15 protein-coding genes are annotated in these 17425 nt (G+C 54.7%); 10 read left to right on the top strand and 5 right to left on the bottom strand.

From position 1 onward, the window contains the following. The first annotated feature begins 110 nt into the window (after positions 1 to 110). From PQR63_RS07300 to PQR63_RS07290, 3 genes are all read left to right on the top strand, one after another. Positions 111 to 746 carry a TetR/AcrR family transcriptional regulator gene (locus PQR63_RS07300; RefSeq protein WP_408166911.1) on the top strand — a complete coding sequence of 212 codons (636 nt, stop codon included), beginning with the start codon at positions 111 to 113 and terminating at the stop codon, positions 744 to 746. A gap of 424 nt (positions 747 to 1170) precedes the next feature. Further along, complete coding sequence (locus PQR63_RS07295; protein ID WP_408166909.1) at positions 1171 to 2070, top strand: TauD/TfdA dioxygenase family protein; 900 nt, start codon at positions 1171 to 1173, stop codon at positions 2068 to 2070. Positions 2071 to 2253: 183 nt separating this feature from the next. Next, entirely contained in the window at positions 2254 to 2760 is a 507-nt protein-coding gene (locus PQR63_RS07290) for a LapA family protein (RefSeq protein WP_408166907.1), read from the top strand. Positions 2761 to 2907: 147 nt separating this feature from the next. Here the strand turns inward: PQR63_RS07290 and pyrE are convergent, their stop codons facing one another. Next, positions 2908 to 3570, bottom strand: a complete 663-nt coding sequence (gene pyrE, locus PQR63_RS07285; protein WP_007881179.1) for an orotate phosphoribosyltransferase — start codon at positions 3568 to 3570, stop codon at positions 2908 to 2910. 127 nt (positions 3571 to 3697) lie between these two features. Here pyrE and PQR63_RS07280 point away from each other — a divergent pair, with 127 nt between their 5' ends. The 3 genes from PQR63_RS07280 (at position 3698) to PQR63_RS07270 (ending at position 7000) form a co-directional block, all read left to right on the top strand. Beyond that, entirely contained in the window at positions 3698 to 4471 is a 774-nt protein-coding gene (locus tag PQR63_RS07280; protein ID WP_408166904.1) for an exodeoxyribonuclease III, read from the top strand. A 295-nt stretch (positions 4472 to 4766) separates the two neighbouring features. Continuing rightward, on the top strand, positions 4767 to 6356 hold the full coding sequence (locus tag PQR63_RS07275) for a catalase (RefSeq protein ID WP_408166902.1): 1590 nt from the start codon (positions 4767 to 4769) through the stop codon (positions 6354 to 6356). 161 nt (positions 6357 to 6517) lie between these two features. Further along, positions 6518 to 7000, top strand: coding sequence for a DUF417 family protein (locus PQR63_RS07270; RefSeq protein ID WP_408166901.1), 483 nt, complete (start codon positions 6518 to 6520; stop codon positions 6998 to 7000). Positions 7001 to 7148: 148 nt separating this feature from the next. On the opposite strand, the gene PQR63_RS07265 is transcribed toward PQR63_RS07270, so the two are convergent. From PQR63_RS07265 to PQR63_RS07250, 4 genes are all read right to left on the bottom strand, one after another. Further along, on the bottom strand, positions 7149 to 9800 hold the full coding sequence (locus PQR63_RS07265; protein WP_408166899.1) for a DNA topoisomerase III: 2652 nt from the start codon (positions 9798 to 9800) through the stop codon (positions 7149 to 7151). Positions 9801 to 10047: 247 nt separating this feature from the next. Beyond that, on the bottom strand, positions 10048 to 10524 hold the full coding sequence (locus PQR63_RS07260; protein ID WP_408166898.1) for a Smg family protein: 477 nt from the start codon (positions 10522 to 10524) through the stop codon (positions 10048 to 10050). A 122-nt stretch (positions 10525 to 10646) separates the two neighbouring features. After that, complete coding sequence (gene dprA, locus PQR63_RS07255; RefSeq protein WP_408166896.1) at positions 10647 to 11816, bottom strand: DNA-processing protein DprA; 1170 nt, start codon at positions 11814 to 11816, stop codon at positions 10647 to 10649. Beyond that, a complete protein-coding gene (locus PQR63_RS07250) occupies positions 11806 to 12813 on the bottom strand; it encodes a hypothetical protein (RefSeq protein WP_408166894.1) in 1008 nt (335 codons plus the stop codon). The genes dprA and PQR63_RS07250 overlap by 11 nt, the downstream gene beginning before the upstream one ends. A gap of 72 nt (positions 12814 to 12885) precedes the next feature. Here PQR63_RS07250 and def point away from each other — a divergent pair, with 72 nt between their 5' ends. From def to PQR63_RS07230, 4 genes are all read left to right on the top strand, one after another. Next, positions 12886 to 13398: a peptide deformylase gene (gene def, locus PQR63_RS07245; protein WP_408166892.1), complete on the top strand. Its 513-nt coding sequence runs from the start codon at positions 12886 to 12888 to the stop codon at positions 13396 to 13398. 284 nt (positions 13399 to 13682) lie between these two features. Next, a complete protein-coding gene (locus PQR63_RS07240; RefSeq protein ID WP_408166890.1) occupies positions 13683 to 13883 on the top strand; it encodes a hypothetical protein in 201 nt (66 codons plus the stop codon). A gap of 255 nt (positions 13884 to 14138) precedes the next feature. Beyond that, positions 14139 to 15287 (top strand): HlyD family secretion protein, encoded by a 1149-nt coding sequence (locus PQR63_RS07235; protein WP_408166888.1) that lies wholly within the window; start codon positions 14139 to 14141, stop codon positions 15285 to 15287. After that, positions 15239 to 17422, top strand: a complete 2184-nt coding sequence (locus PQR63_RS07230; protein WP_408166886.1) for a peptidase domain-containing ABC transporter — start codon at positions 15239 to 15241, stop codon at positions 17420 to 17422. Before PQR63_RS07235 ends, PQR63_RS07230 begins: the two co-directional genes overlap by 49 nt. The last annotated feature ends 3 nt before the right edge of the window (positions 17423 to 17425 follow it).

Genomic DNA, 17425 nt, shown 5'->3' with positions numbered 1-17425 from the left:
GCAACCAAAAACACACATAACAAAACCATACTGTACGGTTATTATTAATTGGCATTTTCTCGAAGTCAAGCAATACTGTACACTTCGGTATTGAAAAGGAGTTGTCCACTATGAGAGTTAAAACCGAGGAGAAACGTGAAGCCATCCTCGCTGCCGCTTCGGATGTCTTTCTGGAAGCCGGTTTTGAAGGGGCTTCGATGGCAGAGATCGCAGCCCGAATCGGAGGATCGAAAGGAACGCTGTATGGTTACTTCAGCTCCAAGGAAGAGCTATTCGTAGCCGTTATGCACGAGGAAGCAAGGAAGCAATTTGAGCCCGTTTTTGCCTCCCTGAATAAAGCGGTGGAGGATCTGGAGAAGACTTTGCAGACTTTTGGCGAGAAGGTGCTGGAATTCCTCTGCTTGCCCTCCTCAATCCAGACGCGACGTGCCGTCCTGGCCGAATCTGGACGCAGCGACATCGGGAAGCGTTTTCATGAGCTAGGCCCCAAGGTGGGAATGCAACAACTCGCCGCGTTCCTTGAGAAGCAAATGGATCTGCAAAGGCTAAAAAAATCAGATCCTATGCTGGCGGCACATCAGCTAGCCGCGTTACTGGAGTGCGAGACGGTAGTGCCGTTAATGTTGGGGCTTGAAGAAACAATCTCAAAACCTCGCATTAAACTCGCAGTCAGATTGGCGTTGACCACATTTTTTGATGCTTATGCAATACCAACTGGATCTCAGAAGAAAAAGAAAGGCGAATAGTTTTCGCGACTCCATTGATCCACTCGACGAGTGTTATCTATTCGAAGCACGCTCCCATTTATTGAACGGCTGCTCCTGACTGGATGCTGTGATCAACTTGCATTCCAATGGCAACTATATATTCGGCAACGCTGAGTACCAACAGAACTGCTATGGCCGCTTTACGGGTGATGAATTCTCCACTCCACTCTGAGTAGATTTCATCCTCAACAATAAACATGGTCCAGGCTAGGCAACTTCTCGATGGCAAGTCTGGCATAACAGATATGTTGAAACCCAAAAACCGCATATTGATATACAAACTTATTCGTTGATGTCGCCCCCTCCATCGCGGTGTAATGCTTTTCTTAGCCTTACTCAAGGCGGAGCCGCCATCCCCACCATCCTATGACGTGTGCCGCCTTTTCATGGAGCCAGCACCGACATGTCCAGCGCAACCGCATTACTGCAACGCCCTGCAGAAACTGACGAACAGGATTTCAGCATCCGCTCTTTTGACGGCCCGCTTGGCGCCGAGATCAACGGGCTGGATCTGAATCTGCCTGTCTCGGCACAAGACGTCGCCACCATCCGCGCGGCGCTGGTCAAGCATGGCCTGGTGGTGTTTCGCAATCAGCGTATTACGCCGGAGCAGCATGTGGCTTTTAGCCGCCGCTTCGGGCCGTTGCAGGTGCATGTGCTGAATCGGTTTCATCTGAAACAGCATCCGGAAATTCTGATCGTGTCCAACGTGGTCGAGAACGGCCAGCCGATCGGTCTGGTGGATGCCGGTGCCGACTGGCACTCGGATCTGTCGTACATGCCCAGGCCCAGCCTTGGCTCGCTGTTGCATGCGCAGGAGCTGCCGCCGGAACAAGGCGATACGCTGTACGCCAACATGTTCAACGCGTATGACACCTTGCCGGCGGATGTGAAGCGGACGCTGGAGGGCCGCAAGGCGGTGCATTCTTATGTATATCGTTATCGCCGCTTGCAGGCGCTGACGCCATGGCGTCCTGACCTGACGCAGAAGCAGATCGATGACGTGCCCGAGGTCGAACATCCGATCATTCGCACGCATCCGGAAAACGGCCGCAAGGCCTTGTTTGTGAGTGAAGGCTTTACGTCGCATATCGTGGGGATACCGAAGGATGAGAGCGATGCGCTGCTGAAGTTTTTGCATGAGCACACCATTCGCGCGGAGAACGTCTATACGCACAAATGGCGCGCGCACGATATCGTGTTCTGGGATAACCGCAGTACCGTGCATTACGCAGCGATCACGCCGCAGCATTTGCGCCGCACGCTGTATCGCACGACGGTGGAAGGCGACGTGCCGTTTTAAGGTGTACCGTTGAATTGTTACTGTCTTGGCAATGAATATGCCGGGCAGTGTCGCTAAAAGCCCTCATTTGAGGGCTTTTTTATTGGCAATCTTGCATTGTTGCCATTGAATAAGGAACGCCGCTCACCGCATCATGTCCAAATTGCATCCGCCGCATTATTCAAACAACACTAGGAGAACGCAATGAAATTCCGGACAACTTTCATGATCGTCGTATTGGCGCTGGTTGGCATTTTTGCCGCTGTGAACTGGGGGGCTTTTTTGGCGCCTACGCAGTTGACGCTGGTGTTCACGGATTTTCAGGCGCCGCTGGGGCTGGTGATGCTGGGCGTGGTGGTCGTGCTGACGGCGGTCTTCCTGATGTATGTGATGGCGTTGCAGACCAGCGTGCTGTTTGAGACACGCCGCCTGACCAAGCAGCTTGATACGCAACGCGATCTGGCTGACCAGGCAGAGAAATCACGTTTCATCGAATTGCGCGGCTATCTGCAAAGTGAATTGCAGCAGCTGCAGCAGCGTCAGAACGCTCACCTGAGCGCGCTGACCAGCAAGCTGGAGTCCGTGCAGCAAGATATCCAGCAACGCGGGCAACTGACGGAAAACGCTGTCGCTGCGCAGATCGGTGAACTGGATGATCGTCTGCAACGACATGGTGTTGGCGTGAGTGCTGTCGGCATCAAGGCGATCTGAGACGCCCCACAGCTTTTTTCGCTATTCGCTCAAAAGGCACAATGCCCCATAAGTCATTTGGGGCATTGTTTTTTGCGGCTATGAAATCATCAAAGATGCACCCGCTGCGCCGAAGCGGTCTTAGACCGGCATCGGCCACATCGGATTTTAGACGCCGTAACGCGTGCGATATGCGGCCACAGCATCCTTGTATTGCGAGAGCTGCGCGTCGGCGCCGGCGTGAGCCAGGTATTCCAACAGGTCATTGAGGTTGCCGATGGAGATCACGGGCATGTCGTAGGCCTTGGCGACTTCTTGCACTGCCGAATGGGCTGACAGGGCGTCGTCCTTGCCGGAGCGTTCCATGCGGTCGAGTGCGATCAGGACGGCGCATGGCGTCGCGCCTGCTGCGCGGATCATGTCGACCGATTCGCGCACCGAGGTGCCTGCGGAGATGACGTCGTCGATGATGACCACGCGGCCTTGCAGCTTGGCGCCGACGATGGTGCCACCTTCGCCGTGGTCCTTGGCTTCTTTGCGGTTGTAGGCGAACGGCACGTTGCGGCCGTGGCCGGCCAGTGCGACGGCGGTGGCGGACGCCAGCGTGATGCCCTTGTAGGCGGGGCCGAAGAGCATGTCGTATTCCACGCCCGACTCTTGCAGCGTCTGCGCGTAGAACTGCGCAACCTTGGCCAGCGCGGCACCTTCGTTGAACAGGCCGGCGTTGAAGAAGTACGGCGAGGTGCGGCCGGCCTTGGTGATGAACTCGCCGAAGCGCAATACGCCTGCGGAGACGGCAAACTCAATGAATTCTTGTCGTAAGTTGCTCAAAATATATTCCCGAAAAATTGTCTGCGGAGAAACCTGCGCGCTGCCGCCCGACAGCGCTGGCTTGCAAAGACCCACATTTTAAATGAATCAGGTATGCTACGCGCCTGACTTTTACGTGAGTTTCCCCATGCCAAAAATCGTCTCCGCCAATCTCAACGGCATCCGCTCCGCCGCCAAAAAAGGTTTCTTCGAGTGGATGGCCAAGGAATCCGCCGACTTCATCTGCGTGCAAGAGCTCAAGGCGCAGGAGGCCGACATGACTGAAGATTTTCTGACGCCGAAGGGTTATGTCGGCCATTTTCACTATGCGGAGAAGAAGGGTTACTCCGGTGTCGGCGTGTACAGCAAGCGCAAACCGGATGCCGTGCGCATCGGTTTTGGCACCAAGGAGTTCGACGACGAAGGCCGCTATGTCGAGTGCGACTTCGGCGACATCACGGTAATCTCGCTGTATTGCCCGTCGGGTTCGTCGAGCGAAGAACGCCAGCAAGCGAAGTTCCGCTTCATGGAAGTGTTCTTGCCGCACTTGCAGGAGTTGAAGGACAGCGGTCGCGAGATCGTCATCTGCGGCGACTGGAACATCGCGCACAAGGAAATCGACCTCAAGAACTGGAAGAGCAACCAGAAGAACTCGGGTTTCCTGCCGGAAGAGCGCGCCTGGCTGACACGCGTATTTGATGAGCTGGGCCTGGTGGACGTGTATCGCACCATCCATCCGGAAACCACCGGCGAAGCCTACACCTGGTGGAGTAATCGCGGCCAGGCATGGGCCAACAACGTGGGTTGGCGCATCGACTATCACATCGCCACTGCCGGTATCGCGAAGAAGGCGAAGACGGCAGCGATCTACAAAGAAGCACGCTTCTCGGATCATGCACCACTGAGCATCGTCTACGGCTGATTCTCTTCATTGGCTTTGACGCAGTTCCAGAGAAAAGAGACGCCGTCTCTTTTCTCTGCCGCCCCCCTTCTTCCGCAAGACATTCTATTTCCCCATCGAAGAAATTCTCTTTATCCCTGTTCTTCAGGGATGTCTTTTCATTTCCGTAAGAAGCACTGTTATCAGACGACCAACTGGCGTGCCCGATGATGCATATCGTATAAACGATTGCAGCGGAACGTCAGGCATTGTCAGTGCGCGTCGAGAAAAATCCTCGATGCCCACATCCGACTTGATCGAACAATGCGGAGTGCATATGAAAAAGCAGCCCAAAGCCAATTCCCTTTTTTCTTCTCCTACCCGTGCTTGCACGTGGAACGGTGTCCTGATTACGGTTGGCTTCATTTCTTTGAGCATCGCTCCGAGTCATGCGGAAAATGCGGAAACAGGCCGAACACTCACACGCGACAATGGCGCCGCCGTCGGCGACAACCAGAACTCGCAAACCGCAGGCCCCAACGGCCCCGTCTTGCTGCAAGACGTGACCTTGATTCAAAAGCTGCAACGTTTTGACCGGGAGCGCATTCCGGAGCGGGTCGTCCATGCGCGCGGTGTGGGCGCCTATGGCGAGTTCGTTGCGACAGCCGATCTTGCGCAACTGACGCAAGCCGAGTTGTTCAGGCCGGGGGCCAGAACACCGGTGTTCGTCCGGTTTTCCACGGTGATTCATGGCAAGGATTCTCCGGAAGCCGAACGGGATCCCCGCGGTTTCGCGACGAAGTTTTATACGACCCAAGGCAACTGGGATCTGGTGGGAAACAACCTGCCGGTTTTCTTTATTCGCGATGCCATCAAATTTCCGGATATGGTGCACGCGCTGAAACCGTCGCCGGTAACAAATCGCCAGGAGGCGGGTAGAGTGTTTGATTTCTTCTCGCATGTCCCCGAGGCGACGCATATGCTCACGCGCGTCTATTCCGACTACGGCATGCCGCAAACCTATCGCTTCATGGACGGCAACAGCGTGCATGCGTACAAGTTCGTCAATGCGACGAGCGAGGTGCATTACGTCAAGTTTCATTGGAAGAGTTTGCAGGGCGAAAAGAACCTGACAGCGCGGCAAGCATCGGAAGTGAAAGCACAAGACAGTGGCCATGCCACACGCGACTTGTACGAGGCGATCGTGCGACGGGAGTTTCCTCAATGGGATCTTTACGTGCAAATACTGAAACCGGGCGATCTGGATCGGTTTGCGTTCAATCCACTCGATGCGACGAAGATCTGGACCGGCGTCAAGGAAACAAAAATCGGTCGCATGGTATTGAATCGCAATCCCGAGAATGTCTTTCAAGAGACGGAACAAAGCGCCCTCTCACCAGCCAATCTGATTCCCGGTATTGAGCCATCGGAAGATCGTTTGCTGCAAGGACGTTTGCTGTCTTATACCGATACACAATTCTATCGGCTGGGCGCCAACCATCAGCAGCTTCCTGTGAATCGCCCCAAAACAACGGTCGTCAACGGCAATCAGGACGGTCAGTCAAACGGCGACATCAGCAACGGCAATGTGAACTATCAACCAAGCAGGCTCACCCCAAACACCGAGAAGCGGGATGTGCGATACAGCCAATCCCCTCTGCTGGGAAAGACGCAGCAAGAGCGCATCCAGAAGACCTTGAATTTTCAGCAGGCCGGGGAATTCTATCGCTCGCTATCAAAGCAGGAACAGGCCAATCTGATCAGTAATTTGTCCGGCGATCTCAAGCAGGCCACCAATCAACAAACCCGTCGCATGATGTTGGCGTACTTCAATCGCGCAGACGCCGACTACGGCCGTTCACTCACAGCGATGGTGGGCGACGACTACGACGCGGTCAAGAAACTGTCGGCGGACTTGTCCGAATAAAAATAAGAATAAAAACAGGACGAGAGAGAAGAACCCGCTGGCCCTGTCTGCAGTGCGTTGACCTCCGTGCATCTCATCGATCAGTCGATCAAGACGAGACGCACGGATCCTATCCTTCGTCCGATCTTCCCATCTACTCTTTCACCTGAACAAAGGGCAACATGCATCCATCACTTTCACTGGCACAACGCCTCCAGCAACGAGGACAAGACATCGCCGTATTTGGCGTGCTGATCGTGTTTTTCTGGATCGGCGTCATGAAGTTTTTTGAATTTGAAGCACTGGCGTTGGTGCCTTTAATTACGGAGAGCCCCTTCATGTCCTGGGGCTACATCGTATTTTCCGTGCAGGGATTTTCCAACCTGATTGGTGTTGTAGAACTGGCGGCCGTTCTGCTGATCGTGTTGGGCTGGTACTGGCCCAAAGCAGGACTTGCAGGAAGTAGCATATTGATCGGCTCTCTACTCGTCACCTTGAGTTTCATGGTCAGCTCGGAAGTGGTTCGATTGGAATATGGCATTCCTGTTCTACAGAAGGGTGGAGGATTCTTGTTGAAGGATCTGACGCTGTTGGGAGTCTCGATATGCTTGTTCGGCCGCTTCCTTGAGAAGACGTGTGGATGCACTCCCAAGCCACACGCCTAGTCGTATCGATCTCCATCCTGGATAAGTGCCTGCACAGAGGCACCGCCATACTGCTGCTCTTACGATCCGTCGCAGCAATAAAAAAGCCCTCGTTGTTGTGACGAGGGCTTTTTGTGCGCGAAAGAAAACCGCTGGCGTAAGATTTCGATTACGCGGCAGCTTTTTTCGGTGCAGCCTTTTTAGCGGCGGGCTTCTTTGCTGCTGCAGGTTTCTTGGCGGCCGGCTTCTTCGCTGCTGCGGCTGGTTTGGCCTTGGCAGTCGTCGTGGTTTCGGCGTCGTCACCTTCCGCTGCGGCTGCTGCAGCCTTGCCCTTGGCAGGTGCCTTGGCTTTGCGCTCTTCAAACTCGAAGCTGATCTTGCCGTCCTTGCCACGCGCCAAAAATGCCTTGAACGGGCGACGTGTGCGTTGGGAGATGAAGCCCGGCAGCAAATCGGTCTTGCCTTCGTTGAGCAGCTTGGCCATTTGCTCCGGCAGAATCTCTTGCTGGAGGATGATACGGCCGCTGCGAAAATCGCAGGCCTTCGGCTTGGCGACCTGTTTTTCGCAAACGTAGGCCAGACCCATTTCGTAGACGCCGCTGCCGCATTTCGGGCAAGGGCCGAGTGGTGTCTGCTCGCTGAAGTCGACTGGTTCGCCACCTTCGCCTTCGCCGTCATTCTGGCCGAAGTCGAACTCGAGCTTGAAATTCTTGATTTCTTCGTCGCGCGAAATCTTCAGGATCGCCGCGAACGGACGGCCCATCTTGGAGCGGAAACCTTGCAGCGGGCCGATGGTGCGATTGGCCAGCAGTTCTTCCACTTCCGGGATTTCAAACTGACGACCGGCCGGTGTCTTGCTCATCGAGAATTCGCACTTGGTGCAGGCGAAACGACGATAGTTTTCTTTCACCACGCTGCCGCAATTCGGGCAAGGCGTCTTCAATGTTGCGTAGTCGCCGGGGATGGTGTCGTTGTCGTATTCCTTGGCGCGCTTGACGATGACTTGCGTCATCTGAGCGATCTCGCGCATGAACTCTTCACGGCTGATCTTGCCGCGTTCCATCTGCGCCAGCTTTTGTTCCCATTCGCCGGTCAGTTCAGGTTCGGTCAGTTCATCCACGCCGAGGCCGTGCAGCAGCGTCATGAGCTGGAACGCCTTGGCGGTCGGCATCATTTCGCGGCCTTCACGCAGCAGGTATTTTTCGTTCAGCAGACCTTCGATGATGGCGGCGCGCGTTGCCGGCGTGCCGAGGCCTTTGCCGGCCATCGCTTCGCGCAATTCGTCGGAGTCGATCAGCTTGCCGGCGCCTTCCATGGCGGACAGCAGCGTTGCTTCGGTATAGCGTGCAGGCGGCTTGGTGACCAGCGCGTTGGCGGTGACCTTGTCGGTCTTGACCTTTTCGTCCTTGGCGACGGCAACCAGCGTGCCGCTGTTTTCGTCTTTCTCGTCGACGATGTCCTTGCCGTAGATCGCCAGCCAGCCCGGATTGGTCATGACCTTGCCTTCAGTCTTGAACTGATGGCCGGAGACTTCGGTGAAGCGCGTGGTGACCTGAAACTCTGCCGCCGGGAAGAACACCGCCATGAAGCGGCGTGTCACCAGGTCGTAGAGCTTCTGTTCCGGCTCGGACAGGTTCTTCGGGACTTGCGTAGTCGGGATGATCGCAAAGTGATCACTGATCTTGGTGTTGTCGAAGATGCGCTTGTTCGGCTTGACCCAACCCTGCTTGAGGATCTGCTTGGAGAACTGATGATAGTTATTGTTCTCGGACAGCGACTCCATCGTTTCCTTGACGGTCTGCAGGTAGTCTTCCGGCAGATGGCGCGAGTCGGTACGCGGATAGGTCAGAACCTTGTGCTTTTCGTACAGGGCCTGCGCCAGACCGAGCGTGTTCTTGGCGGAGAAGCCGAAGCGCGAGTTGGCTTCGCGTTGCAGGCTGGTCAGGTCGAACAAGCCAGGCGCCATTTGCGTGGTCGGCTTGGATTCTTCGGTGACGGTGCCGATCTTGCCGCGGCAGGCGGCGACGATGGATTCGGCTGCGGCTTTGCTCCACAGACGCTCAGGACGCTTCTCAGGATCGTTCTCGTCCTTCTTGTGCATCTTGTCGAGCCAGCGGCCTTCATAAATGCCGGCGGCGCAGACGAACTCGCCACGTACTTCCCAATAATCGCGGGATACGAATTTCTTGATCTTCTCTTCGCGCTCGACCACGATCGACAGAGTCGGCGTTTGCACGCGACCGACAGTAGTCAGGTAGAAGCCGCCTTCTTTCGAATTGAAAGCGGTCATGGCGCGTGTGCCGTTGATGCCGATCAGCCAGTCTGCTTCGCTGCGGCAACGGGCGGCATCGGCCAGCGGCAACATGTCTTCGTCCTTGCGCAAGTTGGCGAAACCGTCGCGGATTGCTCCCGGCGTCATCGATTGCAGCCACAGGCGCTGCACCGGTTGCTTGGCTTTGGTGTATTGCGCGATCAGGCGGAAAATCAGTTCGCCTTCTCGCCCCGCGTCACATGCGTTGATCAGGCCGGTGACATCCTTGCGCTTGATGAGCTTGTTCAGCGCCTTGAGGCGCGACTCGGTCTTGGCGATGGGGTTGAGCGCAAAGTGCGGCGGAATCATCGGCAGATGCGTGAAGGTCCATTTGCCGCGTTTGACGTCGTATTCCTCGGGCACCGCGATTTCCAGCAGGTGACCGACGGCGGAGGACAGTACGTATTCGTCGGATTCGAAATACTCATCGTGCTTGGTAAAGCCGCCGAGCGTCTTCGCGATATCGTTCGCGACAGAGGGCTTCTCGGCAATGATGAGGGTCTTGCTCATAAATATGATCTCAAAAGAGGATACAAAGTGTGGTCGTCAGCTACTTGCCCGACGGCACCAAAATGAGGCGGCCTGGCAGAATTTATATTGCGTATTGGCAATATGCTTTTTATATAGTAGCTAATATTCGAGGATTGCGGGGGAATGATAAGCGCGATGCGGAAGAAACGGCAAGCACGGCGGGGCTTGCCTGTGGTTGCCGACAGACGCGCCGGACAAGGCAAAGTCAGGAAAATAACGACCTGATTTAGTGCAGCAGACGCGGTTCGTCGTCGTCTTCATCGAGGAACAGTTCATCGAACATCAACCCGTCCGGCTCCTTGCCCTGGCTCCACAAGACCATCAATACGATGACCTTGAGCTTTTCGAGCGAGACAGGCGTATCGCCGATTGCCAATGCACGTTCGATAACGATTTCTCGCTGGACGGCGTTGAGCATTTTGGCGGATTCGAGGAATTGGATGAAACCGACGGCTTCGGTACCCAATACGTCCATTTCTTGCGTGGCGTAAATACGGATACCGAAAGAGAAGACGGTTTGCTGAGGATACTGATCGGCGAATTCGTGATTGGCTTCTTCCAGATCGGTCAGCCAACCGAGGGCGCGCGTGATTTCCTCATCCTCAAAACCAATGGCGGTCAATTTCTTGACCAAGGCCGCTGGTTCAGGGCAGGCATCGGGGCGATAGTAGGTTTCGTACAGATAAACAAGGACGTCAAACATGGCTATACTCTATCGCGAAGGTTGACACAACACAAGTCTACGAATCCAGTATGGCAGGATTTTCAAATTTTCGCTGAATATCTTTTGATTGCCGTTAGTACATTGCTACTCTGTGTTGTCGTTTAATTTATACGACGATACAAGCCTCCCGGTAAACATTCGACAACACCTTCCATCTCCAACGTCAGCAAGTGCGCGTTCAATGCAGCGGCATCGAATCCGCTTCGCATGCTCAACATGTCACCCGCAATCGGATCGAAACCCATCGCCTTCAAGACAGCGTCGTCTTCGTGATTGTTCATGGCCGTCGAACTTGTTGATGTTGGTGATGCCGCCTCCAATGACGACGGTAATAGCGACGGCAAGGACAAGCGCGATGGCGACGATAGCGGCAACCTTCCCAGCTCTTCCAGAATATCTTCCGCCGACTCAACCAGCTTGGCGCCTTGCTTGATCAACAAGTGACAACCTTTAGACAATGGCGAATGAATTGAACCGGGAATTGCAAACACATCGCGCCCCTGCTCCGCTGCCATTCTCGCCGTAATCAGCGAGCCTGATTGCGCAGCGGCTTCCACCACCAGCACTGCACGTGACAATCCTGAAATGATCCGGTTGCGACGTGGAAAATTGCTGGCAATCGGTGGCATGCCGAGCGGGTATTCGCTGACGATACAACCCTCTTCGGCAAGACGATGCGCGAGCGTGCGATTGCGCGCTGGATAAACAATATCGAGTCCGGTGCCGATCACCGCAACGGTCGAACCTCTGCCGCGCAAACCGCCCAGATGTGCGGCGGCGTCAATGCCGAGCGCCAGGCCCGATACGATGGTCAGCCCGGCACGGCTGGCCGCATCGGAAAAATGCTCGCTGTTCTGAATACCTTGCGTGGAGGCATTGCGACTGCCGACGACGGCCAGTGATGATGCGGCGAGCAATTCCGCGCGACCTTTTATATAGAGCAGCACCGGCGGATCGGAAATATTGAGCAAGGCTTGCGGATAGCCGGCATCGGCCAATGTCACGATGCGATTACCCGCCTCTTCAATCCAGACAAGCGTACGCTCGATATGGTTCTGCATCATCGCCGATGGCGATTTCAGCAAAGCTCGCGCGATGCGCTCGGTCACCACGGTGCTCAATTCGGTGACATCTGCGGCGAAGATATCCGACGGCATGCCAAACGCTGTCAGCAGGCGGCGGGCGACTTCCACGCCGACACCTTCGGTTTGCGTAAGGCGGAGCCAGTCGGAGAGTTCTGTTGTGTCGTTCAGACAGGCGTTATTCAACATCCTTGATGCTCGTTCTTTCTTGCTGTGGCGCGTACGCCTTATCCCCCACCTGCACCGGTTCGCGGGCCTGCGTAATCAAGCCGTACGAAACACGATCGAATACACGCACAATCAGCAAGCGGCCACGCTCCTCTTGCGGGAGCTGTTGAATCAGTGATGCTTGCTGTGTATGTGGAATTGCTTTTGCTACGTCATCTGAAAACGGGACGACTGCTGCAGACAGACGCAATTGCCGGCCTTCGCCGATGCCATCCCGCGCACCCTTGTTGATCGCCACGATCTGGTGTTGCCCCGCGTGGGCGGTGCCGTCGGCAATAGAGACAATCAGCGCATCAACTGCCAATGACGACTGCTGCGAAGCAATGGCGCGCGGCGCTGCAAAATCACCCTGAGGCGGCACGGCAAGCAGACGATCACCAATCATGATTTCGCGCGCAGCATCCACGATCAAAAAGCGTTGCAATCCGTCTTCTGCCTGCTCTTGCAATACTGCAGTTCCCAGCAGCACAACCTCGTCGCCAAGAGACTCTTTGCTTACCGGATCCAACAAATACCGCCCCGGCCGGACAATGTGAAATTCAGACGCACCGTGCAATTCTCCCTGCACGTAAATCTTGTCATCCTTGCCCAAATATCCGCGTCCTTCTTGTGCGGCAACGATGCGTGGCGCGGCCACCAACAAAGTCTTGTCGAAGACCATGGGCAGGCTCCACCGCTGACTCAGCGCGTGGCCGGAAATCGTCGAAACCAACGCCGTCGGCAACGCAACACTCCTGCTGGCAGGTACAACATGCACCACCGGCAAGGAGGTCTCCTGCGCGTCCGGCGATGTTGCACAAACGTCGCCGGCAAGCCCAAACAAGAGGAGAGCCAGGCCGGCTATGATAAAATTTTGCACAAATTGCCCCTCAGTGCGGCAAATTACGGCGCACGCCAGAATCGGCCAAAAGTCTTTTTTGTTGCAACATTGACAATAAAAAGCAGATTCTGCCGACAAATCCTTGAACTAGCAAGAACAACCCTCAGCTATCACTCAGTGCTATCTTGATGGCTCAGTGAGTAAATACGTATGGCCTTATTGAATATCCTCCGTTACCCGGACCCCCGACTGCATAAAGTCGCCAAGCCCGTCACCGTGTTTGACGATCGCATCAAGAAGCTGGTCGCCGACATGGCCGAAACCATGTATGACGCGCCTGGCGTCGGCCTCGCTGCGACTCAGATCGACGTGCACGAGCAAGTCATCGTCATCGATGTCTCCGACACCAGCGACGAACTGCGCGTGTTCATCAATCCGGAAATCACCTGGGCCAGCGAAGAGAAGCAGGTCTACGATGAAGGTTGCCTCTCGGTGCCCGGCATCTACGACGGCGTCGAGCGTCCCGCACGCGTGAAGGCGCGCGCCCTGGATGCGGATGGCAAAGAATTTGAAGTGGAAGCCGACGGCCTGCTGGCCGTTTGCATCCAGCATGAAATGGATCACCTCAAGGGCAAGGTATTCGTTGAATATCTCTCGCCGCTCAAGCGTAATCGCATCAAGACCAAAATGCTGAAAGAAGAGCGCGAACTGAAGCGCGGCTAAACTGACGGTCTTGGATCAAAGATCTGACTTCGCCTCCAACGGCCTGCACACAGCAGGCCTTTTTTCATTGTGGTGCTTTCAAAAAAACTCGCTCGCGATGAAAATCGTAAAGAAAAAACCTGCAAGTTCGCGGTATCTTTTCACGTCCATATTTCTATTACTTTTCACACTTCTTCTATATTCAATCACAGTCATTCCACCCACCATGTAATCGCACAGTCAAGTTGACGTGCATTGTCGTCAAGCTTCTGAATTGACTTTACTTTATTGAAAAGGAAAAAATCATGCGTGAACTGACTGCTCAAGAAACCATGGATGTATCCGGTGCCGGCATCACCATTCCGACCTTTCCTACCGCGCCCGGACTGAGCGGTGGCCTGACCACCATCGTCGGCAGCATCGGCTATGCCGTCGCAGTCATCGGCGTCAATCTTGGCCTTGGCCTGGCAGAAATTCTTGGCTCCCCAGCGCCGGTTCCACAATAAGTAATACGTAGTAGGCAAGTAAGCCGGCGCGTCACATGCATCGACGCGCCGGTTCGAAAAAGCGATGTCATAACGCCTTTCTCACCATCGGCGAATTTGCTTTTCTCAACTTCTATTCTCCCACTCATGCCGCCCAAGCCCTCTCTATTCAGAGTACAAGCCTTGCGAGCGCAGGCACAACCCCAGTTCGGTGACATCGTTCTGATACGGCCGCTTTCTCTATCTCTGCTTGCCGGAATTGTCGCAGCATGCGTAATGATGCTTGCCGTGTTCTTTGTATGGGGTAGTTACACGCAACGCAGTACCGTTCAGGGACAACTGCAATTAACCCCCGGGGTAATTAAAATCTATGCTCCCCAGACCGGTGTCATTCAAGAAAAACATGTCGTTGAAGGACAGGCCGTCGAACGCGGCGACGTCCTCTATGTGATCTCCAGCGACCGCTACAGCAGCACGCAGGGAAACACGCAAGAGAGCATCAGTGAACAACTGAATCTCCGCCACTTATCCTTGCAGAATGAACTCGATAAATCCGATCAGTTGCATCCCAAAGAACAAGAGGCGATCATCCGCCGCTTGGACAACTTGCAAGCCGAACTAGGTAATCTGAGCGGCCAGATGAAAAGCCAAGCGTCGAGAGTCCGTCTGGCTACCGAAAATCTGACACGCTATCGAGACTTGTTTGCAAAAAACTATATATCGAGAGAAATGTTGCAGCAAAAGGAAGTGGACGTTCTTGATCAGCAGCATCAGCTACAGAGCCTGGAGCGTGAGCAAATCCGTTTGACGCGGGAGAAAAATGCACAGCACCACGAACTTGCCAGTTTGCCGCTGACACAACAGAACCGGCAGGCAGAGATTGAACGCAGACTGATACAACTGAAACAGGAACTGGCAGAGAGCGAGGCGAAACGCCATCTCACCATCGTCGCAGCAGATGCCGGTACCGCGACCGCTATCGTGGCAGAGCAGGGACAAACCGTTGATCCCTCGATACCTTTGCTGCAAATCATCCCACACGACGCGGTTTTGTACGCACAACTCTATGCACCTAGCAGAGCTATCGGTTTCATCAAGCGCGACGATGTCGTCTTACTGCGCTATCAAGCTTACCCGTATCAAAAATTCGGTCATGTTAAAGGCCGCGTCGACAGCATTTCCAAAACATCCATGTCACATACAGAACTCAAGTCGTTTGGCCCAACAGGGATGGTGAACAGCAACAACGAACTGATGTATCGCATTAACGTCGGGCTCGATCAACAAACCATCGACGTCTACGGAAAAGCACAGCGTCCTCAAGTCGGCATGGCGCTCGAGGCCGATATTTTGCTGGAGACAAGAAGTCTATATGAATGGTCGTTGGCTCCTTTTTTTGCCCTCTCCAGAAAGATGCCATCCTGATGTCTTCCGCGTCCATACTAGACCGCTTGCAGTTCCGCTTCGGCACCAAGTTACCACTGCTGCTGCAGTCGGAAGCCTCCGAATGCGGGCTGGCCTGTCTCGGCATGATTGCCGATTATCACGGCTACCACGCCGATATGCACAATCTCCGGCAACGCTTCCCCGTTTCTCTGAAAGGTGCAACGTTGGCGCAACTAGTCGCCATAGCCAGTGAGCTTCATCTGTCCTGCCGCCCACTGAAACTGGACATGGAGGATCTCCCGAATTTGCGCCTGCCCTGTATTTTGCATTGGAATCTCCAACACTTTGTCGTATTGAAAAGCGTCAATCATCACTGCGCCGTCATCCACGATCCGGGTTTCGGCATCCGCAAGCTGGCTTTGTCGGAACTGTCCAATTGCTTCACCGGGATCGCCTTAGAGCTATGGGCCGATACGCACTTCAAGAAAGACGAAACCAAGCAACATATAAGCTTGCGAAAAATGATGGGCAACGTAACCGGCCTTTATCGCTCCGGTCTACAAATTCTGCTGTTCGCGCTCGCACTGGAACTGTTTTCCCTGATCACACCGCTCTACCTGCAATGGATACTCGATCATGTTCTCGTCACCGCCGATGTCGATCTGCTCACGACCCTGGCAATCGGCTTTGCACTACTGGTTCTGCTACAGCAATCAGTCACCGCGATCCGCGCCTGGGCGCTGCTGCATATGGGAACCATGCTCAATGTGCAATGGCGCAGCAATGTGTTCCGGCATCTGTTGCGTCTCCCGGCAAGCTATTTTGAACGCCGCCATCTCGGCGATGTGGTGTCGCGCTTCGGGGCTGTTGACGCGATTCAGAAATCACTGACCACATCCCTTCTGGAAGCCGTTCTGGATGGGCTGATGAGCGTAGTCACGCTGACCATGCTGTTTCTCTATAGCCCAATATTGCCGTGGGTGTCGATTGGCGTCATGCTGCTCTACGCGTTGAGCAGATGGATCTGGTATGCGCCGTTGCGTAGTGCCACCGAAGCACAACTTGTGCATGCAGCAAAACAACAAAGCCATTTTCTCGAATCGATGCGCGGCGTCAAAGCAATCAAGTTGTTCGGCCGACAGGAAGAACGCCACGCATCCTGGATGAGCGCGCTGGTAAATCAGATCAATGCCGACTTGCGTTCTCAGAAAATGCTGCTGGCTTATCGTGTCATCAATGGACTGTTATTCGGACTTGAGAGGGTGCTAGTCATCTGGTTAGGCGCACGCCTGGTCATGCACGGAAGTTTCACGGCCGGCGTTCTGGTTGCTTTTTTGGCCTATCGGGAACAGTTCAATCAACGCGTAAGCGCACTCATCGACAAACTGGCAGAAATCAGAATGCTAGGACTGCAAGGAGAACGACTCGCAGATATCGTTCTGTCGGAACCGGAAACATCGCCTTCCTCACAAATGCAGCAGACTGTCTCAACATTTTCGCCGTCCATCGAACTGCGAGGGATCAGTTTTCGCTATGCCGAACAGGAGCCGTTCGTCCTGCGTGACATGAACCTGAATATTGCGACCGGCGAGTCCGTCGCCATCGTCGGCGCCTCAGGTTGCGGAAAATCCACTCTGATCAATCTCATGCTCGGCATGCTGATTCCAACCGAGGGGAAAATTCTGATCGGCGACTTGCCACTTGAGCAAGTTGGCCTGGATCGGCTGCGCCGGATGATAGGTACGGTGATGCAAGATGACGTCCTGTTTGCAGGCTCCATCGCCGACAACATCAGCTTCTTTGACATCCGGGCCGACGCGGAATGGATAGTCAGATGCGCCGAAATGGCAGCCATCGCAGACGATATCTCAGGTATGCCGATGCAGTACAACACCCTGGTAGGAGATATGGGCACCGTGCTATCAGGTGGTCAAAAGCAACGTGTGCTGTTGGCACGCGCCCTCTACAAAAAGCCGAGCATTCTCTTTCTGGACGAGGCAACCAGTCATCTTGATGTCGACCGTGAACAACAGGTCAACGCGGCTATAAAGGCGCTCAACATGACTCGTATCATCGTCGCTCACCGCCCGGAAACCATCGCGACGGCCGATCGTTTGATAGTCTTACACGGAGGAAAAGTCATTCAGGACGCCGTAATTCCACGTCAACCCTGAACC

Origin of the sequence: Herbaspirillum rhizosphaerae (assembly GCF_046025915.1) — a bacterium.
In the GTDB taxonomy this organism is placed as follows: Bacteria; Pseudomonadota; Gammaproteobacteria; order Burkholderiales; family Burkholderiaceae_D; genus Herbaspirillum; species Herbaspirillum rhizosphaerae_A.
This window is presented reverse-complemented; position numbering and strand designations above follow the sequence as displayed.